Annotated in this window: 23 protein-coding genes and 1 pseudogene; 14 read left to right on the top strand and 10 right to left on the bottom strand. The window is 72.8% G+C overall.

The genetic code is table 11. The features are described 5' to 3' along the window. Positions 1-307: 307 nt before the first annotated feature. From OG982_RS27935 to OG982_RS27915, 5 genes are all read left to right on the top strand, one after another. On the top strand, positions 308-1,555 hold the full coding sequence (locus tag OG982_RS27935) for an MFS transporter (RefSeq protein ID WP_266949604.1): 1,248 nt from the start codon (positions 308-310) through the stop codon (positions 1,553-1,555). 52 nt (positions 1,556-1,607) lie between these two features. Further along, complete coding sequence (locus tag OG982_RS27930) at positions 1,608-2,303, top strand: alpha/beta fold hydrolase (protein WP_266949603.1); 696 nt, start codon at positions 1,608-1,610, stop codon at positions 2,301-2,303. Between the two features lie 44 nt (positions 2,304-2,347). Beyond that, the gene (locus OG982_RS27925) at positions 2,348-3,850 is read left to right on the top strand and encodes an amidase (protein ID WP_266949601.1); all 1,503 of its coding nucleotides are present in this window, start codon (positions 2,348-2,350) and stop codon (positions 3,848-3,850) included. Between the two features lie 556 nt (positions 3,851-4,406). Continuing rightward, positions 4,407-5,588, top strand: coding sequence for a serine hydrolase (locus OG982_RS27920; protein WP_266949599.1), 1,182 nt, complete (start codon positions 4,407-4,409; stop codon positions 5,586-5,588). Positions 5,589-6,014: 426 nt separating this feature from the next. After that, positions 6,015-6,488, top strand: a complete 474-nt coding sequence (locus OG982_RS27915) for a type II toxin-antitoxin system PemK/MazF family toxin (protein WP_266949597.1) — start codon at positions 6,015-6,017, stop codon at positions 6,486-6,488. 67 nt (positions 6,489-6,555) lie between these two features. On the opposite strand, the gene OG982_RS27910 is transcribed toward OG982_RS27915, so the two are convergent. Beyond that, on the bottom strand, positions 6,556-7,398 hold the full coding sequence (locus OG982_RS27910) for a TIGR02452 family protein (RefSeq protein ID WP_266949595.1): 843 nt from the start codon (positions 7,396-7,398) through the stop codon (positions 6,556-6,558). Positions 7,399-7,520: 122 nt separating this feature from the next. On the opposite strand from OG982_RS27910, the gene egtA reads away from it, so the two are divergent. The 4 genes and pseudogenes from egtA to egtD form a co-directional block, all read left to right on the top strand. Then, on the top strand, positions 7,521-8,807 hold the full coding sequence (gene egtA, locus OG982_RS27905; protein WP_266949593.1) for an ergothioneine biosynthesis glutamate--cysteine ligase EgtA: 1,287 nt from the start codon (positions 7,521-7,523) through the stop codon (positions 8,805-8,807). Continuing rightward, entirely contained in the window at positions 8,804-10,114 is a 1,311-nt protein-coding gene (gene egtB / locus OG982_RS27900) for an ergothioneine biosynthesis protein EgtB (protein ID WP_266949591.1), read from the top strand. Before egtA ends, egtB begins: the two co-directional genes overlap by 4 nt. Further along, the gene (egtC, locus tag OG982_RS27895) at positions 10,114-10,908 is read left to right on the top strand and encodes an ergothioneine biosynthesis protein EgtC (protein WP_266782190.1); all 795 of its coding nucleotides are present in this window, start codon (positions 10,114-10,116) and stop codon (positions 10,906-10,908) included. The genes egtB and egtC overlap by 1 nt, the downstream gene beginning before the upstream one ends. After that, a pseudogene (egtD, locus tag OG982_RS27890) lies at positions 10,901-11,851 on the top strand (L-histidine N(alpha)-methyltransferase); the annotation flags it as partial. The gene egtC and the pseudogene egtD, both read left to right, overlap by 8 nt. Here egtD and OG982_RS27885 read toward each other — a convergent pair. The 3 genes from OG982_RS27885 to OG982_RS27875 form a co-directional block, all read right to left on the bottom strand. After that, positions 11,758-12,774: a 1-acyl-sn-glycerol-3-phosphate acyltransferase gene (locus OG982_RS27885; RefSeq protein WP_266949590.1), complete on the bottom strand. Its 1,017-nt coding sequence runs from the start codon at positions 12,772-12,774 to the stop codon at positions 11,758-11,760. The pseudogene egtD and the gene OG982_RS27885 sit on opposite strands and share 94 nt — an antisense overlap. Continuing rightward, positions 12,771-13,592, bottom strand: a complete 822-nt coding sequence (locus OG982_RS27880; RefSeq protein ID WP_266782194.1) for a GNAT family N-acetyltransferase — start codon at positions 13,590-13,592, stop codon at positions 12,771-12,773. Before OG982_RS27880 ends, OG982_RS27885 begins: the two co-directional genes overlap by 4 nt. Positions 13,593-13,739: 147 nt before the next feature. Beyond that, positions 13,740-14,996 carry an extracellular solute-binding protein gene (locus OG982_RS27875; RefSeq protein WP_266949993.1) on the bottom strand — a complete coding sequence of 419 codons (1,257 nt, stop codon included), beginning with the start codon at positions 14,994-14,996 and terminating at the stop codon, positions 13,740-13,742. Positions 14,997-15,165: 169 nt separating this feature from the next. On the opposite strand from OG982_RS27875, the gene OG982_RS27870 reads away from it, so the two are divergent. Continuing rightward, the gene (locus tag OG982_RS27870; RefSeq protein ID WP_266782196.1) at positions 15,166-15,381 is read left to right on the top strand and encodes a dodecin; all 216 of its coding nucleotides are present in this window, start codon (positions 15,166-15,168) and stop codon (positions 15,379-15,381) included. A 111-nt stretch (positions 15,382-15,492) separates the two neighbouring features. On the opposite strand, the gene OG982_RS27865 is transcribed toward OG982_RS27870, so the two are convergent. Next, the gene (locus OG982_RS27865; protein ID WP_266782198.1) at positions 15,493-15,987 is read right to left on the bottom strand and encodes a hypothetical protein; all 495 of its coding nucleotides are present in this window, start codon (positions 15,985-15,987) and stop codon (positions 15,493-15,495) included. A gap of 78 nt (positions 15,988-16,065) precedes the next feature. On the opposite strand from OG982_RS27865, the gene OG982_RS27860 reads away from it, so the two are divergent. Continuing rightward, complete coding sequence (locus tag OG982_RS27860; RefSeq protein WP_266949589.1) at positions 16,066-17,166, top strand: LLM class flavin-dependent oxidoreductase; 1,101 nt, start codon at positions 16,066-16,068, stop codon at positions 17,164-17,166. Positions 17,167-17,171: 5 nt separating this feature from the next. Beyond that, on the top strand, positions 17,172-19,562 hold the full coding sequence (locus tag OG982_RS27855) for an excinuclease ABC subunit UvrA (RefSeq protein ID WP_266949587.1): 2,391 nt from the start codon (positions 17,172-17,174) through the stop codon (positions 19,560-19,562). A gap of 45 nt (positions 19,563-19,607) precedes the next feature. On the opposite strand, the gene OG982_RS27850 is transcribed toward OG982_RS27855, so the two are convergent. From OG982_RS27850 to OG982_RS27835, 4 genes are all read right to left on the bottom strand, one after another. Beyond that, the gene (locus OG982_RS27850) at positions 19,608-20,264 is read right to left on the bottom strand and encodes a hypothetical protein (protein ID WP_266782204.1); all 657 of its coding nucleotides are present in this window, start codon (positions 20,262-20,264) and stop codon (positions 19,608-19,610) included. Positions 20,265-20,457: 193 nt separating this feature from the next. Continuing rightward, positions 20,458-21,198 (bottom strand): succinate dehydrogenase/fumarate reductase iron-sulfur subunit, encoded by a 741-nt coding sequence (locus tag OG982_RS27845; RefSeq protein ID WP_266782206.1) that lies wholly within the window; start codon positions 21,196-21,198, stop codon positions 20,458-20,460. Next, positions 21,195-23,144 (bottom strand): fumarate reductase/succinate dehydrogenase flavoprotein subunit, encoded by a 1,950-nt coding sequence (locus tag OG982_RS27840; protein ID WP_266782208.1) that lies wholly within the window; start codon positions 23,142-23,144, stop codon positions 21,195-21,197. Before OG982_RS27840 ends, OG982_RS27845 begins: the two co-directional genes overlap by 4 nt. A 2-nt stretch (positions 23,145-23,146) precedes the next feature. Continuing rightward, complete coding sequence (locus OG982_RS27835) at positions 23,147-23,851, bottom strand: succinate dehydrogenase cytochrome b subunit (RefSeq protein WP_266782210.1); 705 nt, start codon at positions 23,849-23,851, stop codon at positions 23,147-23,149. Positions 23,852-23,946: 95 nt separating this feature from the next. Between OG982_RS27835 and OG982_RS27830 the strand changes: the two genes are divergently transcribed. Next, positions 23,947-24,825: a LysR family transcriptional regulator gene (locus OG982_RS27830; protein WP_266949585.1), complete on the top strand. Its 879-nt coding sequence runs from the start codon at positions 23,947-23,949 to the stop codon at positions 24,823-24,825. A gap of 266 nt (positions 24,826-25,091) precedes the next feature. Here the strand turns inward: OG982_RS27830 and OG982_RS27825 are convergent, their stop codons facing one another. Next, complete coding sequence (locus OG982_RS27825; RefSeq protein ID WP_266949583.1) at positions 25,092-25,736, bottom strand: TetR/AcrR family transcriptional regulator; 645 nt, start codon at positions 25,734-25,736, stop codon at positions 25,092-25,094. A gap of 108 nt (positions 25,737-25,844) precedes the next feature. Here OG982_RS27825 and OG982_RS27820 point away from each other — a divergent pair, with 108 nt between their 5' ends. Further along, entirely contained in the window at positions 25,845-26,915 is a 1,071-nt protein-coding gene (locus OG982_RS27820; protein ID WP_266949581.1) for an FAD-dependent monooxygenase, read from the top strand. Positions 26,916-26,983: the final 68 nt, after the last annotated feature.

Below are 26,983 nucleotides of genomic sequence, written 5' to 3'. Positions count from 1 at the left end.
CGGAGTGCCCCGATCCGCAGTGGCGGGAAACCCGCCCGCCAATACGGCCGGAACCCGACTGTCGGCGCGGTTCCATACCGGTGGGTCTGGAGGTCTAGCGCGGGGCCCGAAGGGCGTGTTACACAGTGTTCACGCACTCTGCTTACACGTGTAAACACTCCCTGGCCCGGCGATCGAAGACGCAGGTCAGCGACCCCGTCATGCCCTCATGACGGGTCACCCCGCACCCACATCCCTCGTCTGTCTCCTTCACCTGTTTCCTCAGCCGTTTCCCTCACCCGCACCGCACACCGCCCGGGAGGGCCCCGTGACGCTTTCCTCCCCCGGCACCGGCACGGCCGGAGCCGTCAGACCGTCACCCGAGAAGACGGGCCGCGGCCTGCTTCCGCTGCTGCTCGTCGGCAACACCGCCATGTACGCGCTCTACGTCGGGGTGGCCGGCATCCTGCTCGCGCTCCAGGTCGAACACATCGACCCGGCGAACAAGGTGTTCAACTTCGGCCTGATCGCGGGGGTTTCCGCGATCTTCGCCACGATCTTCAATCCGGTGGCCGGCGCCCTGTCCGACCGCAGCGGACGGCGCAATCCCTGGATCCTGGGCGGTGGACTCGCCGCGATACCGGCGATGTTCCTGCTCGGCTTCGCCGACACGATCCTGCTCATCACGATCGCCTGGTGCCTCGGCCAGGCCGTCATGAACATCTACCAGGCCGCCATCACGTCCGTGGTCCCGGACCGCGTCCCGATGAGCGCCCGTGGCAAGGCCTCGGCGGCCGTCGGCCTCGGCCTGCCCTTCGGCTCCGTCATCGGCGCACTGACCGGCGCCGCGTTCTCCGACGACTTCCGCACCGGATACCTCGTGTTCGGCGCGATCGTGGCGGGTGCCGCCGTCCTGTTCACCGCCTGCACCCGCGAGCAGCGGCTCCCCGCCCGCTCGGCGATGCCGGTCAAGGCGCAGCTCGCCGCCTTCGCGAGCGCGCTCAAGGACCACGACTTCCGCTGGGCGTTCATCGGACGGGCGCTGATCGTCCTCGGGTACTTCGCGGTGAGCGGCTACCAGCTGTACATCCTCCAGGACCACACCGTGCTGCCGGACGGCATGAAGCCGGAGGCGGCGGTGGCCGTGCTGATGCCGCTGACGAGCGTGGCCATGGTCGTTTCGACGGTGCTGGGCGGCTGGCTCTCCGACAAGTACGACCGCCGCAAGCTGTTCGTCGGCGCCTCCGCGCTGCTGTCGGCGATCGCACTGGTGATCCCGGCGGTGTCGACCAGCTGGACGGCGATGCTGGCCTTCTCCGTGGTCAACGGGCTGGCGTTCGGCTGCTACATGGCCGTGGACACCGCCCTGGTGACGATGGTGCTGCCGACCGCGCAGGACGCGGCGCGCGACATGGGCGTGCTGAACATCGCGAACGCCGGTCCGCAGATCATCGCGCCCTTCATCGCCTCGCTGATCGTCTCCGCCGGCGGCGGGTACACCGCGCTGTTCATCGTCGCCGCGCTGCTGGCGGTGGCGGGGGCGCTCGCGGTGAAGCCGATCAGGAGCGTGCGTTGAGCAGCGCCCAGTCGGGTACTGAATTCCCTCCCGACCCGAGAAAGGTTCCATCGTGCAGCTTCACACCCACACCTGGGGCGAAGGCGACCGCGTCGCCCTCCTGATCCACGGCATCATGGCCGACCACCGCACCTGGCGGCGGGTCGCTCCCGCCCTCGCCGAGCGCGGGTACCGCGTCATCGCCGTGGACCTTCGCGGCCACGGGGCCAGCGGGCGGGGCGCGTACGCGCCGGAGCTCTTCGCGGACGATGTGGCCGAGACGCTGCCCGCCGGGGCCGAGCTGGCCATCGGCCACTCGCTGGGCGGGCTGACCCTCGCCCTCGCGGTGGACCGGCTGAAGCCGCGGCGGGCGGTGTTCTCCGACCCCGCCTGGCACCTGGCCGGGCCGGTGGAAGGCATGGGGCCGGAGATGTTCGCGGAGTTCAAGACCGCGCCCAAGGAGCAGGTCCAGGCGATGAACCCGCGCTGGGAGGAGGCGGACGTCGACGTCGAGCTCGCGACCCTGGCGGCCTGGGACGAGGCCACGGCCCTGAGTCTCACCCCGCTGCTCGGCGCCGACCTGCTGCCCGCGGCACCGGTCGTGCCCTCGCTCGTACAGCTCGCCGACCCGAGCTTCCTCATCTCGCCGGAGCGGGCCGAGATCCTCAAGTCCCGTGGATTCGAGGTCCGTTCGGTCGCCGGCGCCGGGCACACGATCCACCGGGACGACTTCGACGGGTTCATGGCCTCGCTGGAGGGCTGGATCTAGTCAGGGCCGGACCTCCCCCGTTACTGTCTTCCTACCGATCGGTAATGGGGGAGGTCCGGGTGTCGGTTCCGCTGTCGGATCCGTTGTCGGTTCCGTCTGATTCCATACCTGAGGGCTTGTCGGAGATGGCGACCGCGCTCGCCGAAGGAGCCGTCTCCGCCCGCCGGTTGACCGAGCGGGCCCTGGCCCGGATCGAGGCCGCGCAGCCGTCGCTCAACGCCTTCCGGATCGTCCGCGCCGAGGCCGCGCTCGCAGAAGCCGACGCGGCGGACCGGCGGCTGGCCGCCGGCGAGCGACTGCCGCTGCTGGGCGTTCCGCTGGCTGTCAAGGACGACATGGACGTGGCCGGGGAGCCGACCTCCTTCGGCTGCGCCGGGGAGTTCCCGCCCAAGCCCGCCGACGGCGAGGCGGTACGGAGGCTGCGCGCGGCCGGCGCCGTGGTGCTGGGCAAGACCCAGACGCCGGAGCTGGGGCAGTGGCCGTTCACCGAGGGCCCGGCCTTCGGTGCGACCCGCAATCCCTGGAACCATGCCCATACGCCGGGCGGTTCCTCCGGCGGCTCGGCGGCCGCCGTGGCCGCGGGGCTGGTCCCGGCGGCGCTGGGGTCCGACGGGGCGGGTTCGGTGCGGATACCCGCGGCCTGGACCCACCTGGTGGGCGTGAAACCGCAGCGGGGACGCATCTCCACCTGGCCGGAGCCCGAGTCGTTCCACGGGCTGACGGTCAACGGCGTGCTGGCCCGTACCGTCGCGGACGCGGCGCTCCTGCTGGACGCGGCCGGCGGCCCCGACCCCGGTGACCTGCACCGCCCGCCGCGCGTCGGCGCCGTCGAGGCGACCCGGCGCGCACCGCGCCGCCTGCGCATCGCGCTGTCCTTCGGGATGGCCTTCACGGCGACGACCAAGTCCCTGGACCCCGTGGTCCGTTCGGCGGTGGAACGGCTCGCCGGGCGATTGGAGGCGCTGGGCCACGAGGTGGTCCCGGAGGACCCCCGGTACGGTCCGATCGGTCTGACCTTCATGCCCCGGGCCACCGCGGGCGTACGGGACTGGGCGTCCCGGGTGCCGGATCCCGCACTGCTGGACCCGCGCACGCGGGAGGCGGTGCGTACGGGGCGCCTGCTGAGCGGCCTGCCGCTGCGTATCTCCCGCCGCGCGGAGGGGGCGCTCCGCCGCCGGGTCGGGGAGATCTTCGGCCGCTTCGACGTGGTCCTGACGCCGACGACGGCCACGCCGCCGCTGCGGATCGGAGCCCTGGCCGGGCTGGGGGCCCTGGACACCGACCGGGCGATGATCGCCGCCTGCCCGTACGCCTGGACGTGGAACGTCCTGGGCTGGCCGGGGATCAACATCCCCGCGGGCTTCACGCCGGACGGCCTCCCCCTGGGCGCCCAACTCCTGGGGCCCGGGCACTCGGAGCCGCTGCTGCTGTCGCTGGCGGCGCAGGTCGAGGCGGCGGAGGGGTGGGGGCGGCAGTGGCCGCCGGGCGGAGTGGGGGCAGGTGCGGGCGCCGGGGGGCCGGGGGGCGTGTCCGCCGGTCGGGCTTGAACAGGGCTGGGGACTTCCCGCCAGTCTCACTGTCCTTCCGGTTCGGTCCGGCCCGTCAAGGGCGCTCACTGCGTTCGCGTCGCTTCGCGATGGCCTTCGGCCACCCTTGACCGACCGGCCCGAACCGGAATGCCAAAGACTGTCGGGAACCCCCCAAAGAAACGGTCAGGGGGAACCGTTCCAACCCATCGGGAGCGAGGCGCCTGGCCGGGACCCCTGCCTCCCGGCAACGCCGCCCTCCGGGCGGAACCCCCTCCGAACCCACCCACCACCGCATCCAAGTACCAAACGGGGGCCAGGCGCGTCAGATCGCTACGCGCTCCTCACGGCTAGGCGACTGCGACCCGTCTGGGGCTGGGCACGGGCTGCTAAAATTGGATGATTCTGCACAAAAGGGGGCCAATAGTGGCGCCAACATGGGGTCGCAGAACGCAACGGCTGTGATGCACACATGAGGACCTCCCACAGCACATCTCGACTCGGCCGGAAGGCCGTACTGGCATCCTGCGCAGCCCTTTTGATCGCGGGTGGCGCCGTTCCCTTCGGCCCGTCCCCCATGGCGCTGTCGTCGGCCACGGCGGCGGTCTCCCCCGCCCCGTCTGCCCTGAAGCCGATCGATCCGGCCGCGTTCCAGGCCGCCGTGGACCGCGCGGCGAAGAAGCTCATGGTGCCCGGCGCGGTGGTTCTGCTCCGTACCCCGCAGGGGACGTTCCACGCCACCGTCGGCACGACCGAACTCGGCACGGCCAACGCGCCGGATGCGGGCGACCACTTCCGGATCGCTTCCAACACCAAGACCATGACGGCGGCGCTGATCACGCTCCTCGCCCAGGACGGCAAGCTCCGGTTGGACGATCCGGTCTCCGACTACGTCGCGGGGGTCCCCAACGGCGAGAACATCACCATCACACAGCTGTTGAAGATGCGCAGCGGGCTCTACAACTACACGATGGCCCCCGAACTCGCGGCGGCCCTGGACGCGGATCCCGCGAGGGCCTTCACACCACAGCAGGTGCTGGACATGGCGTTCCGCCGCCCGCCGAACTTCGCGCCCGACGCGGAATACGAGTACTCCAACACCAATTACGTTCTGCTGGGCCAGGTTGCCGAAAAGGCCGGCGGCCGCCCCTTGGCCCAGCAGTTCCAGGACCGCCTGTTCGCCCCGCAGGGGCTGAAGGGGACGTCAATGCCCGCCCTTCACGACTTGGCGCTCCCCGAGCCCTACTCACACGGCTACATGTACGGCGGAACGTCGTCCGCCCTTCTCGACGAGCCCTACCCTGCCGAACTGAGCGAGGCGGCACGGACGGGGAAGCTCAAGCCCACCGATTACACCCATCAGAACCCCTCCTACGCCACCGCCGCCGGAGCAGCCATCTCCACCGCCGACGACCTGGCCACATGGATCAAGTCCCTGGTGACGGGCAAGGTCCTGAACGCCGCATCCCAACAGCAGTGGCTCCGCAGCCCGCAGGCCGAAGACCCGGCAAAACCCGACGGCCAGAAGTACGGCTACGGCATCGCCTACCAGCGCTTCAACCCGACCGCCGCGATGTACTACCACGGCGGCGAACTCCCCGGATTCAACTCCTTCATGGGCCACGACCCGGACAACGACGTCACCCTCGTCGTCTGGACGAACCTGACGCTCTCCCCCGACAGCAAGACCACGGCCCAAGCCCTCCTGCCGACCATCCTCAACCAGGTCTACGCCGGGCTCGACCTCCCCACCCCCTAGACCGTCGCGACCCACACCGGCCCCAGACGGGTCGCAGTCGCCTAGCCGTGAGGAGCGCGTAGCGATCTGACGCGCCTGGCCCCCCTTTGGTACTTGGATGCGGCTGGGGGCGGGTCCGGAGGGGGTTCCGCCCGGAGGGCGGCGTTGCCGATCGGCCGGGCTCCTCGCTCCCGATGGGTTGGAACGGTTCCCCCTGACCGTTTCTTTGGGGGGTTCCCGACAGTCTTTGGCATTCCGGTTCGGGCCGGTCGGTCAAGGGTGGCCGAAGGCCATCGCGAAGCGACGCGAACGCAGTGAGCGCCCTTGACGGGCCGGACCGAACCGGAAGGACAGTGAGACTGGCGGGAAGTCCCCAACCCTGTTCAAGCCCGACCGGCGGACACGCCCCCCGGGCCCCCTGACGCCCGAGCCAGTACTCTCACCCGGATGACGGCACTTTCTCACCACAGTTCCGAGCACACCGAGCACACCGAGCAGCCCGGCCGCGACGGGGACACCGCCACCACCGAGGCCGATCCCCGTGCCATCGGGCCCGTGCGGACTTCGTACGCCCCCGATCACGACGGGGATCCCGATCCCGGCGAGATCGTCTGGACCTGGGTTCCGTACGAGGAGAACGACGGTCGCGGCAAGGACCGGCCTGTGCTGGTCGTGGCCCGGGAAGCGGGCGGGCAGACGCTGCTCGCCGTACAGCTGTCCAGCAAGCGGCACGACCACGACCGGGAGTGGGTGCCGATCGGGACCGGGCCGTGGGACGGCGCGGGGCGGGAATCCTGGGTGGACGTGGACCGGGTGCTGCGGGTGCACGAGTCCGGGATGCGCCGGGAGGCGTGTGCGCTGGACCGGGGCCGGTTCCAGCTGGTGGTGAACCGCCTGCGCGAGCGCTACGGCTGGCAGTAAGTGCGTTACGGCTGGCAGTAGCGGGCCGGGCGTACCGCGGGGCCGGGCTTCCCGGCCCCGCAGCACGTCACCCCCCACCCTCCTCGAACACCCGCTCGAACGCCTCCCGCGTCTCCGCCCCCCGGTCCAGGATCCCGAACACCACGGTCTCGAACACCCCCGCGAAGCGCCCCTCCAGGAGCCCCCGGAAGGCCTGCGCGACCTCCGTCGGGTCGTTGCGGAACACCCCGCACCCCCAGGCGCCGAGTACCAGCCGGCCGTACCCGTGCAGCGCCGCGACCTCCAGTACGCGCTCCGCGCGCCGGGCGAGGGCGGCGGGGATCTCGTCCACGCGCTCGGGTTCCTGGCGGCGGATGGTGCCCGCGTTGGGGGCCGGGGAGGTGAGGAATCCGACCCGGAACGGGGTCTCCAGGAGTTCGCCCCTGTCGTCACGGAAGACGGGGACCCCGGGCGAGTGAATCACCCGGTCGGTGTAGAAGGTGCTGCGGCCCGCGCGGTGCACCTCGTAGTACTCCGGGGCCTCCAGCAGCGTCTCGTAGAGGGCCGAGGCCCGGCAGAGCGCCTCCTCCTGCGCCTTGGCCCCGCGGACGTAGCCGCCCCCGGGATTCCGGGCCGAGGCGAAGTTCAGGACGGCTGTGGAGGTCGCCGGCAGCGGCTCCGGATCCGCGGTCGCGAGCCTACGGGCTGCGACCGTGCTGCTCTCCCCGGTGACCTCCACCGCGGTCCGGTCGACCCTCGCAGTGAGGGTTTCGTCTGGAATGACCGGCTTTGGCCCATATATTCTGGTTCCTGCCTTGGCTTCCGCCACGGCGGCGGCGAGGGAGATCTGCCGCCCCGACCGCGTCCGGTACCCACCGGCCGCCACGATCTGTGCGTTCTCCCGCGCGATCTCACGCAATCTGCTGCTCACACCGGCCATCCTTGGCCACCGCAACCGCCGGTGACAAAGGGTTTATGGAGGGTTTTGTGGCCCAAGAGACGGGTAGGCACGGGTGTTGGTCACGGCCGACGACAGGAGATGAGGATCCGGTCATGTCACCTGACACACCCGCCCCACCTGCACCGATCAGCGAAACCCAGGCCGAGCAACTGATCCACGGCATCTGCTTCAAGACCGGCCCGCCCAGGCTCATCGGAGCCGAGCTCGAATGGCTGGTCCTGGACGCCGAGCGGCCCGGGCGGCCGCTGACGTCCGAGCGTCTCACCGCCGCGCACGCCGCGGCCCGCGCCCTGCCGCTGCGCTCCCGGCTCACCGTCGAGCCCGGCGGCCAGCTGGAGTTGAGCTCGGCCCCCGCCGACTCCCTCACCGGGTGCGTGGACGGCCTCCAGGCGGACCTGACCGCCGTACGGAACGTCCTGCACTCCCAGGGCCTGGTCCTGCGGGGCATCGGCCAGGACCCGCGCCGCCCCTACCGGCGGCTGCTGAAGAGCCATCGCTACGAGGCGATGGAGACCTACCTCGACCGGGCCGGACCGGCCGGTCGCGCCATGATGTGCGCCTCCGCCTCCGTGCAGGTCTGCGTGGACGCGGGCCAGGAGGAGCCGGGGCCGTTCGGCCACGGCCGGCGGTGGCGGCTCGCGCACCTGCTGGGCGCGGTGTTGGTGGCCGCGTTCGCCAACTCCCCCGCCCACGAGGGCCCGTACGCGGGCTGGCGGTGTGCCCGGCAGGGTGTCTGGGAGGACCTCGACAGCGGTCGCTCCCTCGCCCCGCCGCTCGACGTGGAGCCGCGCGCCGCGTGGGTGCGGCACGCGCTCGACGCCCGGGTGATGTGCGTGCGCTCGCGCGACGGCGCACCCTGGACCGTCCCGGACGGCGGGCTGACCTTCCGCGGCTGGATCCGGGGCGCAGGTCCCCGGCCGGCCACGGCCGAGGACCTGGAGTACCACCTGACCACGCTGTTCCCGCCGGTCCGGCCGCGCGGGCACCTGGAGCTGCGGATGATCGACGCGCAGCCCGGGGACGACGGCTGGCTGGTTCCGGTGGCGGTCGTCCATGCCCTGTTCGACGATCCGGAGGCCGCCGAGACGGCGGACCGGGTGTGCAAGGCGCTGGCCGACTCCTACGGCCCGCATCCGGCTCCGCGCAATCCGCTGTGGCGGTCCGCCGCCCGGGCGGGGCTCGCGGATCCGGAGCTGCGGGCGGCCGCCACGGCCTGTTTCCTCGCCGCGGCCGAGGCGCTGCCCCGGCTCGGGGCCTCGGACCTGGTCCGCGACACCGTCGCCGACTTCACCGAACGCCACGTACTGGCCGGCCGGTGTCCGGCCGACGACCACGCCCAGCCTCGCCAGCAGCTCTCCGGGAAGGGGACCCGCCCGTGACCACCGCATCCCGTCCGGAGGCGCTGCGCGAGCGGGCGCTCGCGGCGCTGATCGCCGCCCGGGCCCGTACGGCCGCGCTGACCGACCCGGTGACCGAGCCCGACCTGACCGCGCAGCACTCCCCCCTGATGTCCCCGCTGGTCTGGGACCTGGCGCACATCGGGAACCAGGAGGAGCTGTGGCTGCTGCGCAACGTGGCCGGGCAGGAGTTCATGCGCCCGGAGATCAACACGCTGTACGACGCGTTCCAGCACCCCCGCTCCGAACGGCCGAAGCTGCCGCTGCTGGGGCCGGGGGAGGCCCGCCGGTACGTGGCGGACGTGCGCGGCCGGGTCTTCGACCTGCTGGAGCGCACCCCGATGGAGGGCACCGGGCTGCTCGACGACGGTTTCGCCTTCGGGATGATCGCCCAGCACGAACAGCAGCACGACGAAACCATGCTGATCACCCATCAGCTGCGGCGGGGCGCCCCGGTATTGTCGGCGCCGGACCCTGATCCCCCGCAGGGCCCACCGCCCACTGCCCCGGAAGTCCTCATACCCGGCGGCCCGTTCACGATGGGCACGTCCGCCGAGCCGTGGTCGCTGGACAACGAGCGGCCGGCGCACACCCGGGAGACCGCGGCGTTCTGGCTCGACACCGTGCCGGTGACCAACGCGGCGTACCAGGCGTTCATCGCGGACGGCGGCTACCGCGAGCGCCGCTGGTGGGCGGCCGAGGGCTGGGAGCAGATACGGGCGCACGACATCGGGGCCCCGCTGTTCTGGCACCGGGAGGCCGGGCAGTGGCTGCGCCGCCGGTTCGGGGTGACCGAGCCGGTGCCCGGTGACGAGCCGGTGCTGCACGTGAGCTGGTACGAGGCGGACGCGTACGCCCGCTGGGCGGGGCGTCGGCTGCCCTCGGAGGAGGAGTGGGAGAAGGCCGCCCGGTACGACCCGGCCACCGGCCGCTCGGCCCGCTACCCGTGGGGCGACGCCGACCCGACCCCCGCGCACGCGAACCTGGGCCAGCGCCACCTGCGCCCGGCCCGCGCGGGCAGCTATCCCGCCGGGGCCTCCCCGCTCGGGGTGCGGCAGCTGATCGGGGACGTGTGGGAGTGGACCTCCTCGGACTTCCTGCCGTACCCGGGGTTCCGCGCCTTCCCGTACCGCGAGTACTCGGAGGTGTTCTTCGGCCCCGGCCACAAGGTGCTGCGCGGCGGTTCCTTCGCGGTGGACCCGGTGGCCTGCCGGGGCACGTTCCGCAACTGGGACTTGCCGGTGCGCCGCCAGATCTTCTCCGGGTTCCGTACCGCGAGGGACATCTGATGTGCCGTCACCTCGCTTACGTGGGGCCCGAGATACCGCTGGCCCGGCTGCTGAGCGACCCGGAGCACTCGCTGGTGCGCCAGTCCTGGGAGCCGCGCCGGCAGCGCAGCGGCACGGTCAACGCGGACGGCTTCGGCGTCGGCTGGTACGCGGAGGGCGACCCGGTGCCCGCCCGCTACCGGCGGGCCGGCCCGATCTGGGGCGACCTGACCTTCGCCGACCTCGCCCGCGTGGTGCGCAGCGAGGCCGCGCTGGCCGCCGTACGCGACGCCACCGGTCCGGGGGCGGACGGGGAGGCGGCCGCGGCGCCGTTCGCGGCGGGGCGGTGGCTGTTCAGCCACAACGGCGCGGTGCGGGACTGGCCGGACGCGGTGGCCCCGCTCGCGGCCGACCTGCCGCCGCAGGAGCTGCTGTCGCTGGCGGCGCGCACCGACTCGGCGCTGATCTGGGCCCTGGTGCTGCGCCGGCTCCGGGAGGGTGACGGCCTCGGGGCGGCGCTCGCGGGGGCGGTGCGGGCGCTGGCGGAGGCCGCGCCCGGCTCGCGGCTGAACCTGCTGCTGACGGACGGGGCCGCGATCGCCGCGACGGCCTGGGGGGATTCGCTCTGGTACCTGGCCGACGTACCGGCGGGGCGCACGGTCGTGGCGTCCGAGCCGTACGACGACGACACCCGGTGGTGCGAAGTGCCCGACCGGACCCTGCTGACCGCCACCCGTACGCGGGTCGACCTGATCCCCCTCAAGGCGCCTCCCCTCGGGGAGTCCCCGCACAAGGAGACGAAGCCCGGTGAGTGACTTCCAGCTGACCCGAACCCTCGACGAGCACGCCGCCGACGCCGCGCTGCGGGAGGACGTGCTGCGGGGGCTGACCCAGACCCCCAAGGCGCTGCCGCCCAAGTGGTTCTACGACGCGCGGGGCAGTGAACTGTTCGAGGAGATCACCCGGTTGCCCGAGTACTACCCGACGCGCGCCGAGCGGGAGATCCTGCTCGCTCGGGCCGGGGAGATCGCCTCGGCGAGCGGTGCCCGGACCCTGGTGGAGCTGGGCTCCGGGTCCTCGGAGAAGACCAGGCACCTGATCGAGGCGATGCCCGCGCTGGACACGTACATCCCGGTGGACGTGAGCGAGAGCGCGCTGAAGGGGGCGGCCGGCGTCCTGCTGGCGGAGCATCCGCGGCTGCGGGTGCACGCGCTGCTGGCCGACTTCACCAGGGCGCTGCGGCTGCCGGACTCCCCCGGCCCGCGGCTGGTGGTCTTCCTCGGGGGCACGATCGGGAACCTGCTGCCTCCGGAGCGGGCCCGGTTCCTGGCGTCCGTACGGGCGATGCTGTCGCCCGGGGACGCGCTGCTGCTGGGTACGGACCTGGTGAAGGACGAGGACGTGCTGGTGGCGGCGTACGACGACGCGCGGGGGGTGACGGCGGAGTTCAACAAGAACGTGCTGGCCGTCATCGACCGGGAGTTGGGGGCGGACTTCCACACCGCCGACTTCGCGCACGTGGCGGTGTGGAATCGGGAGGAGGAGTGGATCGAGATGCGGCTGCGGGCCCGGTCGGAGGTGCTGGTGAAGGTGCGCTCCCTGGATCTGGTGGTGCCGTTCGCGGCGGGTGAGGAGATCCTGACGGAAGTGTCGGCGAAGTTCCGTCAGGAGGGCGTGCGGAAGGAACTCTCGGCGGCGGGCCTGGAGTTGACCCGGTGGTGGACGGACTCGGAGGGCCGTTTCGCGCTGTCCCTGTCGGTGGCGGAGGGCGGTCCCGGCTGGGAGGGGATCCCGGGCAGCGAGGGCGGCGCCGGCGCCGGTTCGGGCACGACCGGCACGACCGGGGCAACCGGGGCAACCGGGGCAACCGGAACGACCGGGGCAACCGGAACGACCGGAACGACCGCGGCCTGAGCGGCGGCCGCGAGGTCCCGCCGGTGCGTGTACCGGCCCGGCGGGATCCGCGGCAGCAGCCGTACCTCGGCCCGCACCCCGCGGGCCCGGGCGATCCGCCACAGCGAGGCGGCCAGCGGATCGTCCCCGACGAAGGCGGGCGCCCCGGCCGGGTGCCCCCCGTGGAGCAGGTACGTGATGCGCAGGGGCTGTACGGGTACCCGTGCGTCGAGCGCCGACTGGAACGCGGCGCGCCGGAAGGGGCCCTGGGCGCGCCCGCACCAGGTGGACCCCTCGGGGAAGACGGTGACGCGGTCGCCGCCGAGGAGGGCCCGGGCGACGGTCTCGACGGTGTCGGGGAGGGCCCGGATCCGGTCGCGTTCGATGAACAGGGTCCCGTTCTGGCGGGAGAGCGGGCCGAGTACGGGCCAGGTCCGGATGTCGCTCTTGGCCAGCATCCGGCTGGGCAGGACGGCGGCGACGAGCGGGATGTCGAGCCACGATATGTGGTTGGCGACGATCAGGCGGCCGCCGTCCGGGCCGGGGCTCCCGTGCACGGTGATCCGGATGCCGAAGGCCCGTATCAGCGCTGTCGCCCAGGCCCTGACCAGCGCCTGCCGGGGCCGCTGCGGCAGCAGCCGGACCGGCTGGGCGCCGAGGATCCCGAGCAGGACCACGGCGACGGCGCCGGTGAGCCGCAGGATCGCGCGCGGGACGCTCGCGACCCGCCCCTCGTGGCCGGCGCAGGCCTCGGGGGTGCAGGGCGAGGTGGGCAGCCAGACGCTCATGCGCCCGGGGTGAGCGAGAGGAAGTGCTTGAGGTAGCGCGGGTTGGTCCGGCGCAGCGAGAGCAGGACGTACAGGTCGGCGCAGCCGAAGTCGGCGTCGAAGGCGGGCTCGCCGCAGACCCAGGCGCCCAGGCGCAGGTAGCCGCGGAGCAGCGGGGGCAGCTCGACCCGGTCGGGGAAGGTGATGCCCTCGGGGTTCCAGGGGAGGTGCGGGGTGACCCGGTACTCCTCGGGAGCGAGGTTGCGGGTCAGGACGTTCTCGCGGGTGGCGGCGGCGAGAACGCCGCCGTCGGAGAGCGGGATGGAGCAGCAGCCGGCGAGCCAGTTGTGGCCGGAGCGGTCCATGTAGCGGGCGAGTCCGGCCCAGACGAGGGCGATGACGGCGCCGTTGCGGTGGTCGGGGTGGACGCAGGAGCGGCCCACCTCGACGAGGTCGGGGCGGATGGGGGCGAGGGCGGAGAGGTCGAATTCGCCCTCGGAGTAGAGGCGGCCGGCGACGGCGGCGCGTTCGGGGGGCAGCAGCCGGTAGGTGCCGACCACCTGCTCGCTCTCCTCCTCGACGACGAGGAGGTGGTCGCAGTACGCGTCGAAGGCGTCGGAGTCGAGGCCCGGCTCGGGGCCGTCGAGGCGGGCGCCGAGCTCGCCGGCGAAGACCATGTGGCGCAGTCGCTGGGCGGCGCGGACCTCGGCCTCGTCGCGGGCGATGCGGACGGCGTACCGGGGGGCGGCGGGGACGCCCTGGGCAGTGGCGGCGGGGGCGTCGACGGGGACTGCCGTGGGGGGCGTGGTGCGGGACGGGGACAGGGGGGCGATGGTCATGGCGGCTCCTGGTCCGGACACGGATGGCCAGGCCGGCAGGTGTGCGGACTGGCTCTTTACTTCTTCCGTGACCGGCTGGATTCGACATGACCTCGCAGCGGCAGTTGGATGTGCGGACGCTGAACTCACCGCTCGGAGGGCCCGGGCTCACCGGTCGGAGCTGAGCACCTTGCTGATCGTCTCCGACGCCGCACCGGCCGCCCGCTTGGGGTCCTGGCCCGTGAGGACGGCCGTCATGTAGGGCTTGATCGGGTTCTTGGCCTCCACCTCGGCCCAGCGGGCCGAGTTCGGTGTGGCCCGGCCCTGGGCGGCGCCGGGGGCCATGGCGGTGGCGCCCTCGTTGCCCTCGACGACGTGCGCGAGGGTGGTCTTGTTCGGCACGTAGCTCATGGTGCGGGCGAGCTCGGTCTGCCATTGCTCGCTGACCAGGGCGGTGATCACGGCCACGGCCTCGCGCCGCTTCTTCGTCTTCTCGGGGATGATCAGGTCGGAACCGCCGGTGAACACGGACCCGACCTTGTCGGAGGTCTTGCCGGGGATCGGGAAGAAGCCGAGCTTGCCCTTGAGGGCGGGGTTGGCCGCCTCGATCTGGGCGGCCTGGCCGGGCGGGGCGATGATCTGGGCGACCTGGCCGCGCGCGAAGACGTCGGCCTGCGAGGGCGTCTCCTCGTCGGCTTCCTTGGGCCCGTCTCCGAGGGCCTGGAGCTGCTTGTAGAACTCCATGCCGGCGAGGGCCTTCTCGTCGTCGAGGGCGCCGACCCACTGGCCTCCGGTCTCGACGGCGAGTTCGCCGCCCTCGTCCCAGACGAAGCCGGCGAGGACGTACCAGTTCTGGCCGGCGAGGTAGATGCCCTGCTGGTCGCCCTTGTCGAGCTTGCGGGTGGCCTGGATCCACTCCTGGCGGTTCCTGGGCGGGTTCTTGATCCCGGCGCCGGCGAACAGCTCCTTGTTGTAGATCACCACGCGGTTGGCGGCGTACCACGGGACGCCGTACTGGGCCCCGTTGACGCTCCCCGGGTCGGAGAGGCCCTTGAGCCAGTCCTTGCTGCCCCATGCGCGCAGGCCTTCCAGGGTGAGCTCGGAGAGACCGCCGGCCTCGACGTACTGGGCCACCTGGGTGTTGCCGACCTCGATGACGTCGGCGCCGTCGTGGCCGGTGCCGTCGAGTACGGCGTTGACCTTGTCGCCGATGCCGGTCCATTCCTGGATCCTGACGTCCAGGTCGATGCCGGGGTTGCGGCGCTCGAAGTCCGCGGTGAAGGCGGTGATGAAGTCCTCCGACGCGCTGCCCTTCATCAGCCAGAGCGTCACCTTCTCGGGCCCCTCGGCCGAATCGGCCAGTTGGCCGCAGCCGGTGAGGGCGGCGGCGGCCGCGAGGGCGGTGCACACGGCAAGGAAGCGCATCTTCACGTAGGTCACCTTCTGGGGACGGATCGGAGATGGCTTGAAATTGGCATAGACCAATGGGTGGGTCAAGGGGCTTCCGGCCGGGACTGTTCACCCAAAGTTCGCGGACTCGGACTTACTGGGGCACCGTGGAACAAGGCAACAGCGACCACTGTCGGGAGACCCCATGTCCAACCACACGTACCGGGTGACCGAGATCGTCGGCACCTCCGACGAGGGCATCGATCAGGCCATCCGCAACGGGCTCACGCGGGCGGGCCAGACGCTGCGCAACCTGGACTGGTTCGAGGTCACGCAGATGCGCGGGCACATCGAGAACGGCGAGGTCGCCCACTACCAGGTGGGGCTCAAGGTGGGCTTCCGCCTCGAAGGCGAGGACTGACCGCCGCACGTCGCCGGGGTGCGGCCGGCGCACGTCGGCCCGGGCGCGGGCCCGCGCGTACGTCGCTGAGGCGCGGGCCCCGTGGCTCAGGTGCGGGCCCCCGTACGCCGCTCAGGTACGGCCCTCGCCCTCCTGGGCGGACTTGAGTTCCGGCGCGTCCGCCGCCCAGTCGGCGAGCACCACGCGGAACCCCGCCCCGCGCGCCGCCTGGCAGACGAGTTCGTCGTCGTCCACCAGCATCCGCACCTCCCGGCCCCGGGAGATCCGCCCCAGCACCTCCAGCTTCGTCGTGCGCGCCGGGCGGCGGTCCTGGTTGCCGCGCATCCACAGCCGTCCCTCGGGCAGCCCGTGCCGGGTCAGCCACTCCTCGGTGTCCGCCCGGCACCGCTCCGGGCGGCCCGTCAGGTACACGACCTCGCAGTCGGCCGCGCTCTCCAGCGCGAGCGCCACCCCGCGCGCGAGCGGCGGATCGGCCGGGGCCGCGCCGAAGAAGCCCTCCCAGTCGCGGGGCCGGCCCTCCAGGAAGTGCTGGCGGTGGTCGGTGTCGGCCAGCGTGTTGTCGATGTCGAACACGGCCAGCGGCCGCCGGTTGCTGATCTCGCTCATGCGGTCAGCGTAAGCGGGGCAACCGGGCCCGGACCGGCCACCCGGGAATGCCCGCCGCCCCGGGACGTTGAGGTGGGTGTGTTCCGCGAACTCTCGATACTCGACCGGTCCCGCACCCGCGAAGGGCACCCGCCCGCGCGGGCCCTGCGCGACACCGTCGAGCTGGCCCGCGCGGCGGACCGGCTCGGGTACCACCGCTTCTGGGTCTCCGAGCACCACAGCGTCCCCGGGGTGGCCGGCTCCGCCCCGACCGTGCTGGCCGCCGCCGTCGCCGGCGCGACCGGCCGGATCCGGGTCGGCACGGGCGGGGTGATGCTGCCCAACCATCAGCCGCTGGTCGTCGCCGAGCAGTTCGGGGTGCTGGAATCCCTCTTCCCCGGCCGGATCGACATGGGGCTCGGCCGCTCCGTCGGCTTCACCGGCGGCATCCGGCGCGCGCTCGGCCGTGACACCGCCGACGCCGACTGGTTCGAGGAGCAGCTGGCCGAGCTGCTGGGCTGGATCGACGGCACCCAGCGCGCGCATCCCGAGGTGCACGCCCGGCCGGCGGAGGGGCTGCGGATCCCCGCGTACGTGCTGGCGACCGGCGAGGGTGCCGGGATCGCGGCGCGGGCCGGGCTGCCGCTAGTGGTGGGCGACCTGCGGGCGCGCGGCCGGATCACGGAGATCATCGAGGGCTACCGGGCGGCCTTCCGGCCCTCGGCTTGGGGCGCGGAGCCGTACGTCGTGGTGTCCGGGACGGTCGCGGTGGCCGCCACGGAGGAGGAGGCCCGCCGGATCCTGGTCCCGGAGGCGTGGTCGCTCGCGTACTCGCGGACCCGGGGCAGCTTCCCGCCGCTGCGCCCCGCCGAGGAGATCGAGGCGCTGGCCATGACTGCGAAGGAGCGTGAGCTGTACGAGGGCGCGCTCGCGGGGCACGTCCACGGCAGCGAGGAGCAGGTCGCGGCCGAGCTGGAGCGGGTCGCGGAGGCCACGCGGGCGGACGAGCTGCTGGTCACGACCTCGACGTACGACCGGACGGCCCTGCTGGACTCCTTCGGCCGGCTGGCGCGCCTGGCCGGGATCGCGCCGGGGCCGGGAGCCGGGGCGGGTGAGGCAGGCGGGGTGGATGGGGCGGTCACGGTGGATGGGGCGGTCTGGGCGGGTGAGGCAGCCGGGGCGGCCGGCGCCCTAAACTAGGGCGAATGCACCAGTCCACCGATCCCTACGTCCGCGTCCGGGGCGCCCGGGAGCACAATCTGCGCGGCGTCGACGTGGACATCCCGCGCGACGCGCTGACCGTGTTCACCGGGGTCTCCGGCTCCGGCAAGAGCTCCCTCGCCTTCGGCACGCTCTACGCGGAGGCCCAGCGCCGGTACTTCGAGTCCGTGGCCCCCTACGCCCGCCGCCTGATCCACCAGATCGGCGCCCCGAAGGTGGACTCCATCACCGGGCTGCCTCCCGCCGTGTCGCTGGAGCAGCGCCGTTCCTCGCCCGGTTCGCGGTCCTCGGTGGGGACGGTGACCCTGCTGTCCAACTCCCTGCGGATGCTGTACTCGCGGGCCGGCACCTATCCCCCGGGGGCGCCGCGGCTGGACTCCGACGCCTTCTCCCCCAACACCGCGGCCGGCGCCTGCCCTTCCTGCCACGGGATCGGGCGGATCCACCGCACCAGCGAGGAGCTCCTCGTACCGGACCCGGGGCTGTCGATCCGTCAGGGCGCCATCGCCGCCTGGCCCGGAGCGTGGCAGGGCAAGAACCTGAGGGACATCCTGGAGGCGCTCGGGCACGACGTGGACGCGCCCTGGCGGGAGCTGCCCGCGAAGGAGCGCGAGTGGATCCTGTTCACCGAGGAGCAGCCGGTCGTCACGGTGCACCCGGTGCGCGAGGCCGACCGGATCCAACGGCCTTACCAGGGCACGTACATGAGCGCCCACCGCTATGTGATGCGGACCTTCGCCGACAGCAAGAGCGCGACGCTGCGGGCCCGCGCGGAGAAGTTCCTTGCCGATTCGCCCTGCCCGGCCTGCGAAGGACGGCGGCTGCGGCCCGAGGCCCTGGCCGTGACGTTCGCGGGCCGCACGATCGCGGAGCTGGCGGCGGTGCCCCTGACCGAGCTGGACCGCGTACTGGCCGGAGGCCCGGCTTCCACGCCACAGGGTGGTGAGGCGGCCCGGGTGCTCGCGGAGGACCTGCGGGCACGGATCGCGCCCGTCACTGAGCTCGGGCTGGGCTACCTGAGCCTGGACCGGACCGCGCCGACGCTGTCGGCGGGCGAGTTGCAGCGGCTGCGGCTGGCGACGCAGCTGCGGTCGGGCCTGTTCGGGGTGGTGTACGTGCTGGACGAGCCGTCGGCGGGGCTGCACCCGGCCGACACCGAGGCGCTGCTCACCGTACTGGACCGGCTGAAGGCGGCGGGCAACACGGTGTTCGTCGTGGAGCACCACTTGGACGTGGTGCGGCACGCGGACTGGCTGGTGGACGTCGGACCGCTGGCCGGGGAACACGGCGGGCGGGTGCTGCACAGCGGGCCGCCGCGAGAGCTGGCGGACGTCAAGGAGTCGGCGACGGCGCGGTACCTGTTCGAGTCGACCGCGAGGCCCGGGCGGGAGCGCCCGGTCCGGGAGGCGACGGGCGCGGTCCGGCTCACCGGGGTCGACCGGCACAACCTGCGTGCGGTGACGGCCGAGTTCCCGCTCGGGGTGTTCACGGCGGTGACCGGGGTCTCGGGTTCGGGGAAGTCCACGCTGGTGGGCCGGGCGCTGGCCGACGAGGTGGCCGGGCGACTGGCGGAGCCGGGGTTTCCCGTGCGGCGCCTGGTGGAGGTGGACCAGAAGCCGATCGGCCGGACGCCGCGGTCCAACCTGGCCACGTACACCGGGCTGTTCGACGTGGTGCGCAGGCTCTTCACGGCGTCCGACGGGGCGCGGGCGCGCGGCTGGAAGGCGGGCCGGTTCTCCTTCAACGTGCCGGGCGGGCGGTGCGAGACCTGTCAGGGGGAGGGGTTCGTCTCGGTGGAGCTGCTGTTCCTGCCGAGTACGTACGCGCCGTGCCCGGAGTGCGGCGGGGCGCGGTACAACGCGCAGACCCTCCAGGTGCGGTACGAGGGGCTGACCATCGCGGAGGTGCTGTCGCTGACGGTGGAGGCCGCGGCCGCGTTCTTCGCGCAGGTTCCGGCGGCGGCGCGCAGCCTGCGGGCGCTGGAGGAGATCGGGCTGGGGTACCTGCGGCTGGGGCAGCCCGCGACGGAGCTGTCGGGCGGCGAGGCGCAGCGCATCAAGCTGGCGACGGAGCTCCAGAGGCTGCGCCGCGATCACACCCTGTACCTGCTGGACGAGCCGACCACGGGGCTGCATCCGGCGGATGTGCGGGTGCTGCTGCGGCAGTTGCACGGGCTGGTGGACGCCGGGCATTCGGTGGTGGTCGTGGAGCACGACATGGATGTGGTGGCGGGCGCGGACTGGGTCATCGACCTCGGCCCGGGCGGCGGCGCGGAGGGCGGCCGCGTGGTCGCGTCGGGCACCCCGTCGCAGGTGGCCCGTACGAAGGGCAGCCGGACGGCTCCGTACTTGGCTCGGGCTCTCGGGGGCGGCTGAGCAGGCGGCGGGGCCCGCCCCGACGGAAGCGGCCGGCGAGGAGGTTCAGGCGTCCCCGGGGAGCAGGTGCTGCGGGAGTTCGCGGAAGCTCCACACGCCCTGGCTGCGGGTGAACGTCCAGACGAGGTCGTGACGGTCGGGCCAGGTGGCGGGGACGCCGAGGACCTGGTGGGCGCCGAGGGCGCGGACCAGGCGGGGGATGCCGGCGGACTCCCAGCAGACGAGCACGGGCATCGGCGCGGCCAGGGCGGCGTGGGCCAGGGCCGCTTCGGCGCCGACCGCAAACTCGGCGCGGACCGGCGTACGCAGGGCCTTGGCCAGTGCTTCCACGGTCTGGCGGCACCGGGCGGGGGCCGCGTGCGCCTTCCCGCCGGCGGCGAAGACCACGGCGGGCCGGGGCAGCGAGCCCCGGCGGCCGGGCGGGAACAGCCGGGGCAGTTCGGCGGCCCGGCGCCAGCCGCGGCCCGCCAGGAACCCGGCGTCCTCGTTGCCCTCGGGGTCCTCGCCGGTGGCCCCGGCGTACGGGTGCTCCGCGTGCCGCATGACCATGATCAGGGCGTCCTTGGGGCGGGCTTGCGGTCCGTGGGCCGGGCTGCGGGGCTCGTCCTGCCCGGTGCAGCCCGCCACCGCCAGCGGGGCGAGGGCGGCGGCCGCCAGCAGGGTGCGGCGGCGCGGTCCGGTCCCGGCGGGGGCGTGTGGCATGGGCCCACTGTCGCCGACGGCCCGGACGCCGCCGGGGCGCGGCGCGGTCAACTGGCCGTACGAGCGCCCGGTCGGCGGATCGGGTCAGCCGATCGGCCCATGGGACGGGGGTGCCCGGGCCTGCGGCATCGCGGGCGGCCGGCGGGCGCTCGTACGGGGTGTGCGGGGCGCGGGGGCTGCTCCTGGGGGCGGGTCAGCCCTTGCGGAGCGCGCGCAGCCACTCCTTGTTCATCGCGGCGATCGACGGCAGCGGGATGCCCTTGGGGCAGGCCGTGGCGCATTCGCCGGTCAGGGTGCAGCCGCCGAAGCCCTCGTCGTCCATGCGGGCCACCATGTCGAGCACCCGGGACTCGCGCTCGGGCGAGCCCTGCGGCAGCACGTTGAGGTGGTTGATCTTGGCGGAGGTGAAGAGCATCGCCGAACCGTTGGGGCAGGCCGCCACACAAGCCCCGCAGCCGATGCACTCGGCGTGCTCGAAGGCGTGGTCGGCGGCCGGCTTGGGCACGGGCGTGGCGTGCGCCTCGGGCGCGGCGCCGGTCGGCGCGGTGATGTAGCCGCCGGCCTGGATGATCCGGTCGAAGGCGCTGCGGTCCACCACGAGGTCCTTGACCACGGGGAAGGCCGAGGCCCGCCACGGCTCGACGTCGATGGTGTCGCCGTCGGCGAAGGACCGCATGTGCAGCTGGCAGGTGGTGGTGCGCTCGGGGCCGTGGGCGTCGCCGTTGATGACGAGGCTGCACGCGCCGCAGATGCCCTCGCGGCAGTCGTGGTCGAAGGCGACCGGGTCCTCGCCGCGCAGGATGAGGTCCTCGTTGAGCGTGTCGAGCATCTCCAGGAACGACATGTCCTGGGAAATGCCGTCGACCTCGTAGGAGGCCATGGTGCCGGGGGCGTCGGCGTTCTGCTGGCGCCAGACGCGCAGGGTGAGCTTCATGCGTAGCTCCGCTGGGTGGGGTGGACGTACTCGAAGACGAGGTCTTCCTTGTGCAGGACGGGGGCGGCGCCGGTGCCCTGGTACTCCCAGGCGGCCGCGTAGCCGAACTCCTCGTCTCGGCGGGCGGCTTCGCCGTCCGGGGTCTGGGACTCCTCGCGGAAGTGGCCGCCGCAGGATTCGGCGCGGTGGAGGGCGTCGAGGCACATCAGCTCGGCGAGCTCCAGGTAGTCGACGATGCGGTTGGCCTTCTCCAGCGACTGGTTGAACTCCTCGCCCTTGCCGGGGACCTTGATGCGACGCCAGAACTCCTCGCGGATCTCGGGGATCCGTGCGAGCGCCTTGCGCAGACCGGTGTCGGTGCGGGCCATGCCGCAGTACTCCCACATGAGTTCACCGATCTCGCGGTGGAAGGAGTCGGGGGTGCGGTCGCCGTCGACGGCGAGGAGTTTCGCCAGGCAGTCGCGCGTCTCGCGGATCGCTGCCGCGGCCTCGGGGTGGCTGTCGTCCACGGTGTCCTGGTGCGGGTGGCGGGCCAGGTAGTCGTTGATGGTGGAGGGCAGTACGAAGTAGCCGTCGCCGAGGCCCTGCATCAGGGCGGACGCGCCGAGGCGGTTGGCGCCGTGGTCGGAGAAGTTGGCCTCGCCGATCGCGAACAGGCCGGGGACGGTGGTCTGGAGGTCGTAGTCCACCCATAGGCCGCCCATCGTGTAGTGCACGGCGGGGTAGATCCGCATGGGGACCTCGTACGGGTTCTCCGCGGTGATCCGCTCGTACATCTCGAAGAGGTTGCCGTACTTCTCGGCGACCTTGTCGCGGCCCATGCGGCGGATGGCGTCGGCGAAGTCCAGGTACACGCCCTGGCCGCCGGGGCCGACTCCGCGGCCCTCGTCGCAGACGTTCTTGGCGGCGCGGGAGGCGATGTCGCGGGGCACGAGGTTGCCGAAGGAGGGGTAGATCCGCTCCAGGTAGTAGTCGCGCTCCGCCTCGGGGATCTCGGCGGCGGGGCGGGTGTCGCCCTTGGCCTTGGGGACCCAGATGCGGCCGTCGTTGCGCAGGGACTCGCTCATCAGGGTGAGCTTGGACTGGTGGTCGCCGGTGCGCGGGATGCAGGTGGGGTGGATCTGGGTGAAGCACGGGTTGGCGAAGTAGGCGCCGCGCCGGTGCGCCCGCCAGACGGCGGTCGCGTTGGAGTTCATGGCGTTGGTGGAGAGGTAGAAGACGTTGCCGTAGCCGCCGGAGGCGAGGACGACGGCGTCCGCGTAGTACGCGGAGATCTCGCCGGTGATCAGATCGCGGGCGACGATGCCGCGGGCCACGCCGTCGACCGTGATCAGGTCGAGCATCTCGGTGCGGGCGTGCATCTCGACGTTGCCGGCGGCGATCTGCCGGGACAGCGCCTGGTAGGCGCCGAGCAGCAGCTGCTGGCCCGTCTGGCCGCGGGCGTAGAAGGTGCGGGAGACCTGGACGCCGCCGAAGGAGCGGGTGTCGAGGAGGCCGCCGTACTCGCGGGCGAAGGGGACGCCTTGGGCCACGCACTGGTCGATGATCTCCACGGAGATCTGCGCGAGGCGGTGGACGTTGGACTCGCGGGCGCGGAAGTCGCCGCCCTTGACGGTGTCGTAGAAGAGGCGGTGCACCGAGTCGCCGTCGTTGCGATAGTTCTTGGCGGCGTTGATGCCGCCCTGCGCGGCGATGGAGTGGGCGCGGCGCGGGGAGTCGGAGTAGCAGAACTGGACGACGTGGTAGCCCTGCTCGGCGAGGGTGGCGCCGGCCGCCCCGCCGGCCAGGCCGGTGCCGACGACGATCACGGTGTGCTTGCGGCGGTTGGCCGGGTTGACGAGTTTGGCCTCGAAGCGGCGGCGGTCCCAGCGTTCGGCGATGGGGCCTTCGGGGGCCTTGGTGTCGGAGACCGGCTCGCCGGTGGCGTAGTTGGCGTAATCGCTCATGGTCAGCTCACCACTCCGGTCATGACGGCGACGGGGACGGACACGAAGCCCGCGAAGAGGACGAGGGCCAGGGCGTTGGCCAGGAACTTCAGGGTGCGGTCGCGGCGGGCGTTGCCCGCGCCGAGGGTCTGGGCGGCGCTCCAGAAGCCGTGCCGGACGTGCAGGCCGACCGCGACCATCGCCACGATGTAGATGGTGTTGCCGTACCAGGTGGAGAACGTGGCGAGGACGTTCTCGTAGGGGTGGCCGGCCCAGGCGCGCTCGTTGACGGTGAGCGTGGTCAGGTCGAGCAGGTGCCAGACGATGAAGAGGGCGAGGATGATGCCGCCCCAGCGCATCGTGCGGGTGGCGTAGCTGGCGCGGCGGCGCTTGTGGGCGTACTTGACGGGGCGCGCCTTGATGTCGCGGCGGCTGAGCTGGTAGGCGGATACCCCGTGCGCGACGACGGCGACGATCAGGCCGATGCGGACCATCCACAGGGCCCACTCGTGGTGCAGGAGCGGCGCTCCCATGGCGCGCAGCCAGTGGGCGTAGCCGTTGAAGTCGCCCGGCCCGAAGAAGATCTTCAGGTTGCCGAACATGTGGGCGACGAGGTAGCCGAGCATGATCGCGCCGGATACCGCCATGACGGACTTCTTGCCGACGGTGGAGTCCCAGAGCGTTCGCATGGTGGACGGCCGTCGGCCCGTCCGCGTTGCCAGAGCCATGACGAACACGCTAGGGACCAAGGGCCTGAAAGGTCCAAGACATGATGGAGCTCATATCGATAGGGCCTCCCTATGATGCGCGCTACGCTGGAGGAATGCAGTTCCATCAGCTCCTGTATTTCGTGGCGGTCGCCGAGACCCAGCACTTCACGCGCGCGGCGCAGCGGGTGCACGTGGCGCAGCCCTCGCTGTCGCAACAGATCAAGGCGCTGGAGCGGGAGCTGGGGGCGGAGCTGTTCAGCCGGGCGCGGGGGAACATCACGCTCACCGATGCGGGCGAGGCGCTCCTGCCGCTGGCGCGGCGGATCCTGGCGGACGCGGACACCGCGCGGCTGGAGGTGCAGGAGCTGGCGCAGCTGCGGCGCGGGCGGGTGCGGCTGGGGGCCACGCCGAGCGTGTGCACGGGTCTGCTGCCGGGCGTGCTGCGGGACTTTCACCGCGCGCATCCGGGAATCGAGCTGCTGATCGAGGAGAGCGGGTCGCTGGACCTGGTGCGGGAGCTGGCGCGCGGGGCTCTGGACCTGGCGCTGATCGCGCTGCCGCTGCCGCCGTCGGCGCCCGCGCTGACCACCGTCGAGTTGCTGACGGAGGACCTGGTCGTGGTCTCCTCGGCGGACTTGCCGCCTCCGGCGGGCGGTGGGCCGCTCACGATCTCGGCGTTGCGCGAGGAGCCGATGGTGATGTTCCGCCATGGCTACGACCTGCGGGACCTGACCGTGACCGCCTGCCGGGCGGCGGGCTTCGAGCCGGTGTTCACGGTGGAGGGCGGGGAGATGGACGCGGTGCTCGGCTTCGTCCGCGCGGGCCTGGGCATCGCGGTGGTCCCGGCCATGGTCGTCGACCACGCCGGCCCGGGTCTGCGCAGCACCCCGCTCGCGGGGTCCCCGCTGCGCCGCACCATCGCGCTGGCCCACCGCACGGACGTCGCTCCCCCGCGCGCGGCGCGCGAGCTCAAGCGGATCCTGGTGGGCTGACGGGCGGGGGCCGTGCGCACGCGCCGCCGGGTGGCGGGCACGGCCGGCCGGAGCCGGGCCGATCGGCGCTGGGCTGACCCGGACCTGGCCGACCGGGGCTGGGGCGGCCCGGGCCCGGCCGATCGGCGCTGGGCCGGGCGGGGCGGCGCTGGGCGGCGCTGGGCCGGGCGCCGCTGGGCTGAGCCGGCCGGGGCCGGGCCGGGCGGGGCCGGGCCGGGCCGGGCGGGGCCGGGCCGGGCCGGGCGGGGCCGGGCGGGGCCCAGTGGTCAGGACAGGCGTATGGGCAGGGCCTGGTCGAGGCCGGAGGCCAGCATGGTGAAGGCCCGCTCCGCGTCGGCGACGGCGGCCGGGTGGGCCTCGTCGGCGCTCAGCCCGGAGTCGATCCGGCGCCAGTTCTCCCGGCCCAGTTCATGGCGGACCGCCACCAGGTGCAGGGCCGCCAGCCGGGCGGTGAGCGGCTCGACCGACTCCACCTCCAGCACGTCCGCGAGCAACTCGACCTCGCGGGCGGTGTAGTGGGCGAGCCGGGTGTCCAGGCTGGCAGTGGAGTAGACGAGCCGTTCGAAGGCGAGCACGTTCGGGTGGTCGCTGATCCCCGTGATCGGATCGCGTTCCGCGAGGGCGGCGAGGAAGTGCGCCCGCACCGCCCCCACCGGGGTCTGCCCGGCGGGCCGTTCGCGCACGACGCGCGCCGCCTCGTCCTGGTGGTCGGCGAACCGGTCGAGGACCAGGTCCTCCTTCGTCGGGAAGTACCGGAACAGGGTGGGTTTGGAGATCTCGGCCGCGGCGGCGACATCCGCCACCGAGACGGCGTCGAAGCCCCGTTCCAGGAAGAGTTCCAGCGCCGTGGCCGCCAGCTGGCGACGCGTACGCAGCTTCTTGCTCTCGCGCAGACCCGTCGTGTTCTCCATGCGCATAGCCTAACACAGGATCGTGACCGAGTTATTTTTTTAACCGGGTTGCGTTTTTCGTCGAGAGCCGCTTTCCTTGAGTCATAGACCTGATGAGAGGACCCTCCGATGACCGACGTACTGATCACCGGCTCCGGCCCCACCGGACTCACGCTCGCCTGTGACCTGGCCGCCCGCGGCATAGCGGTGCGGGTGATCGAGCAGCGCTCCGCCCCGCACCGCGAGTCGCGCGGCAAGGGGCTCCGGCCGGGCAGCCTCGACGTCTTCGAAGAGCTCGGCGTGGCCGATCGCGTGGTGGCCATGGGCACGACGCGGGTGGTGCTGCGCAAGTACTTCGACGGGAAGCACATCAACGACACCGCCATCGGCGACAGCGGTGTGCTGGTGGGGCAGTGGCAGATCGAGGAGGTGCTGCGCGACCGGCTGGCCGAGCTGGGCGTGCGCGTCGAGTACGAGTCCCGGCTCGCCGGCATCTCCCAGGACGCGGCCGGGGTGCGCGCGGAGCTGGAGGACGGCACCGTGATCGCGGCCCGTTATCTCGCGGGGTGCGATGGCGGGCGCAGCAGCACCCGCAAGCTCCTCGGGATCCCGTTCGAGGGGAGCGGCGAGCAGGAGCCGGCGATGGTGATCGGGGACGTCAGGGCTCCGGGGCTCAGCCGCGACGTGTGGCACCAGTGGTTCACGTCGGAGGGGGGCGGGATACTGCTCTGCCCGATGCCGGGGACGGATACGTTCCAGTTGCAGGCCTCGCCCGAGGCCGACGAGCGGGGCGAGTTGTTGCCGCCGTCGCTGGAGAGCTTCCAGCGGCTCTTCGACCGGCACGCCCGGATACCGGGGATACGGCTCGCGGACCCCAGCTGGCTCTCCGCCTGGCGGGTCAACGTCCGCATGGCCACCCGGATACGCGAGGGCCGGGTGGTCCTCGCGGGGGACGCGGCGCACGTCCACCCGATAGCCGGCGGGCTGGGCATGAACACCGGCATCCAGGACGCGGCCGCCCTCGGCCGGGCGCTGGCCGCCGCCCTCACCGGGCCGGCCGGGGAGGAGGCGCTCGACGCGTACCAGGCGGACCGGCTTCCTGTGGCCGCCGAGCTCCTGGCCGACACGACGCGGCGCTACGAGCGGGTGCTGGCGGCCGTCCGGGAGCCCGGACGGGGCACGGAGGCGGGCCTGGACTGACGCGGGCGGGCCCTGCCCCGGGGCAGGCCCGACGCGGGCCGCCTCTCCCCGGACTGCGGCGACGCGGG

Origin of the sequence: Streptomyces sp. NBC_01551, assembly GCF_026339935.1 — a bacterium.
In the GTDB taxonomy this organism is placed as follows: Bacteria; Actinomycetota; Actinomycetes; order Streptomycetales; family Streptomycetaceae; genus Streptomyces.
This window is presented reverse-complemented; position numbering and strand designations above follow the sequence as displayed.

What these genes read in the sequence shown, in the direction of transcription:
- OG982_RS27915 (WP_266949597.1), top strand. Translation starts at nt 6,015, where the DNA reads ATGACGGCACTTTCTCACCACAGTTCCGAGCACACCGAGCACACCGAG.
- OG982_RS27855 (WP_266949587.1), top strand. Translation starts at nt 17,172, where the DNA reads ATGCACCAGTCCACCGATCCCTACGTCCGCGTCCGGGGCGCCCGGGAG.
- OG982_RS27820 (WP_266949581.1), top strand. Translation starts at nt 25,845, where the DNA reads ATGACCGACGTACTGATCACCGGCTCCGGCCCCACCGGACTCACGCTC.
- OG982_RS27875 (WP_266949993.1), bottom strand. Translation starts at nt 14,996, where the DNA reads ATGCGCTTCCTTGCCGTGTGCACCGCCCTCGCGGCCGCCGCCGCCCTC.
- OG982_RS27825 (WP_266949583.1), bottom strand. Translation starts at nt 25,736, where the DNA reads ATGGAGAACACGACGGGTCTGCGCGAGAGCAAGAAGCTGCGTACGCGT.
- egtC (WP_266782190.1), top strand. Translation starts at nt 10,114, where the DNA reads ATGTGCCGTCACCTCGCTTACGTGGGGCCCGAGATACCGCTGGCCCGG.
- egtA (WP_266949593.1), top strand. Translation starts at nt 7,521, where the DNA reads ATGTCACCTGACACACCCGCCCCACCTGCACCGATCAGCGAAACCCAG.
- OG982_RS27880 (WP_266782194.1), bottom strand. Translation starts at nt 13,592, where the DNA reads ATGACCATCGCCCCCCTGTCCCCGTCCCGCACCACGCCCCCCACGGCA.
- OG982_RS27850 (WP_266782204.1), bottom strand. Translation starts at nt 20,264, where the DNA reads ATGCCACACGCCCCCGCCGGGACCGGACCGCGCCGCCGCACCCTGCTG.
- OG982_RS27845 (WP_266782206.1), bottom strand. Translation starts at nt 21,198, where the DNA reads ATGAAGCTCACCCTGCGCGTCTGGCGCCAGCAGAACGCCGACGCCCCC.
- OG982_RS27840 (WP_266782208.1), bottom strand. Translation starts at nt 23,144, where the DNA reads ATGAGCGATTACGCCAACTACGCCACCGGCGAGCCGGTCTCCGACACC.
- OG982_RS27920 (WP_266949599.1), top strand. Translation starts at nt 4,407, where the DNA reads ATGGCGCTGTCGTCGGCCACGGCGGCGGTCTCCCCCGCCCCGTCTGCC.
- OG982_RS27865 (WP_266782198.1), bottom strand. Translation starts at nt 15,987, where the DNA reads ATGAGCGAGATCAGCAACCGGCGGCCGCTGGCCGTGTTCGACATCGAC.
- OG982_RS27925 (WP_266949601.1), top strand. Translation starts at nt 2,348, where the DNA reads ATGGGGGAGGTCCGGGTGTCGGTTCCGCTGTCGGATCCGTTGTCGGTT.
- OG982_RS27835 (WP_266782210.1), bottom strand. Translation starts at nt 23,851, where the DNA reads ATGGCTCTGGCAACGCGGACGGGCCGACGGCCGTCCACCATGCGAACG.
- OG982_RS27830 (WP_266949585.1), top strand. Translation starts at nt 23,947, where the DNA reads ATGCAGTTCCATCAGCTCCTGTATTTCGTGGCGGTCGCCGAGACCCAG.
- OG982_RS27870 (WP_266782196.1), top strand. Translation starts at nt 15,166, where the DNA reads ATGTCCAACCACACGTACCGGGTGACCGAGATCGTCGGCACCTCCGAC.
- OG982_RS27885 (WP_266949590.1), bottom strand. Translation starts at nt 12,774, where the DNA reads ATGAGCGTCTGGCTGCCCACCTCGCCCTGCACCCCCGAGGCCTGCGCC.